The 1530-nt window shown below is 63.2% G+C and carries 2 protein-coding genes; both read right to left on the bottom strand.

What is annotated here, in order from left to right:
* Window positions 1-25: 25 nt before the first annotated feature.
* The gene (locus AO501_RS14540) at window positions 26-592 is read right to left on the bottom strand and encodes a DUF7689 domain-containing protein (protein ID WP_055578392.1); all 567 of its coding nucleotides are present in this window, start codon (window positions 590-592) and stop codon (window positions 26-28) included.
* Window positions 564-968 carry a hypothetical protein gene (locus tag AO501_RS14535; protein ID WP_055578391.1) on the bottom strand — a complete coding sequence of 135 codons (405 nt, stop codon included), beginning with the start codon at window positions 966-968 and terminating at the stop codon, window positions 564-566. The genes AO501_RS14540 and AO501_RS14535 overlap by 29 nt, the downstream gene beginning before the upstream one ends.
* Window positions 969-1530: the final 562 nt, after the last annotated feature.

Below are 1530 nucleotides of genomic sequence, written 5' to 3'. Positions count from 1 at the left end.
GTGTTGATCCGTATCTCGCCCTGCATCAGGCCGGTTTGCTATGAACCACTGGACTCAACTCACCCTGGCACGCAGGGGGTCGAAGGTGGGCGATGACGTGTAGGTCGCTGACCTTGCTTGTCCACACACCGCTGGGCAGTTGGCGGGCAGCATGCGAGCACCCATCGATGTCGGGCCATTTATAGAGCGCGATCATTTCGATTCCCGGTTCCGGCGACGGGTCGTGGGCGCACAGCCGGTAACCCACAGTCTCGAACGCTGCGATGTAGTTGGTCATCGCGTGCATGTTGTCGGCCAGCGGCCAGTAGCAGTGACCACGGTCGACAAAGGGGTGCCACCAACGCGTTTGGTCGCCGGCTGCCCAGGCCATGCAGTTGTACCGGTCGGTTTCGGGCAGCAGGATCCGGTAATTGACGCGCTTGAGCACCCGGAGCGCGGTTTGTAGCGTGGCCTCGGCGATACGACCCCACGTGCCAATCCGGTGACCGTATGGACCGGGGCGCGGTCCCAGAGAGTAGGGGCCGCTCATCAGGCGGTCGACCGGGTAATCGGCGTAGGTCATGTCAGACGGTGCGGCGGGTCGGTCGCGCATAGCTCAGTGGGTTGTCACCGGTGGGCTTCACCGATCGGAACAGGTGGCCCCGACGCGGTGGGGCGGTGGCCAGCTGGTCAGGATTCGTGCGACCGCCCACGCTGCGACTCAGGTACGTCGGCAGCGGGCCTTCGGGCCGGTGCCAGGGCCCGACGAGGGCTGTTTGTCCGCCGGCGACCGGTGCCAGGACGTCGAACGCGATCACGGCGGCGGCAACGCTGTCGGGTTGATGCTGCCCGGCCTGCCAGCGCACGGCCGCAGTCTCGAACGCGGGCATGTTACCCGCGATGACGCAGCGGCCGGTTTCCAATGCCTGCAGCATCGCCGCGGAACGTGTGACGGCATCACCCTTGCGGGGCTGTCCCTTTGGGGCCATCGGCGCACCGAGATATGGCCGGCTCCCTCGGTACGAGCGAGGGCTTCTCGCACGATTCGGACGTAAGTGGTCCCGCTGGCGAACGCTTCCACGTGAACTTCGCTGGCACCGAGGTCGAGCGCCGCCTGGTGCCCTCGGTGAGATTCGAACTCACACTGGACGGGTTTTGAAATCGTCCATTAAGGGCTGAGCTGGGCTTTTACTAAAATTGGCTAATTTGGGCAGATATGGGAGATCCTGGGCAAAAACACCTCTCAACTGGGGATATGCGCTGTGTAGGCATGGGTGGCTATGGAAGGCAATGTATCGCCCTGCGGACTGCCTGCGGACTGGCGCAGACCATGACTTAGGTCTCGGAGTGTGGGCGGCGCGCCTATACCCTAAGAAGCCTCTGAGGCTGCGCATTTCAAGCCTGGCGTGTCGCGTGTCGTGTCAGCCCATTGTCGGCATGAGATGTCACCATCGAACATATGGGCGTAAACCAGGGGTCTGCTGCACGAATAGGTGACATCTGAGTTGGCTTGCCCAGCATGGGCGGGCTGGAAGGATGTCCCCATGGCAA

The sequence above is a fragment of the Mycobacterium gordonae genome, from assembly GCF_001417955.2.
Lineage (GTDB): Bacteria > Actinomycetota > Actinomycetes > Mycobacteriales > Mycobacteriaceae > Mycobacterium > Mycobacterium gordonae_B.
This window is presented reverse-complemented; position numbering and strand designations above follow the sequence as displayed.

Bases quoted from the DNA above. Each gene is read 5' to 3' on its own strand.
- AO501_RS14540 (WP_055578392.1), bottom strand. From the start codon at position 592: ATGCGCGACCGACCCGCCGCACCGTCTGACATGACCTACGCCGATTAC.
- AO501_RS14535 (WP_055578391.1), bottom strand. From the start codon at position 968: ATGGCCCCAAAGGGACAGCCCCGCAAGGGTGATGCCGTCACACGTTCC.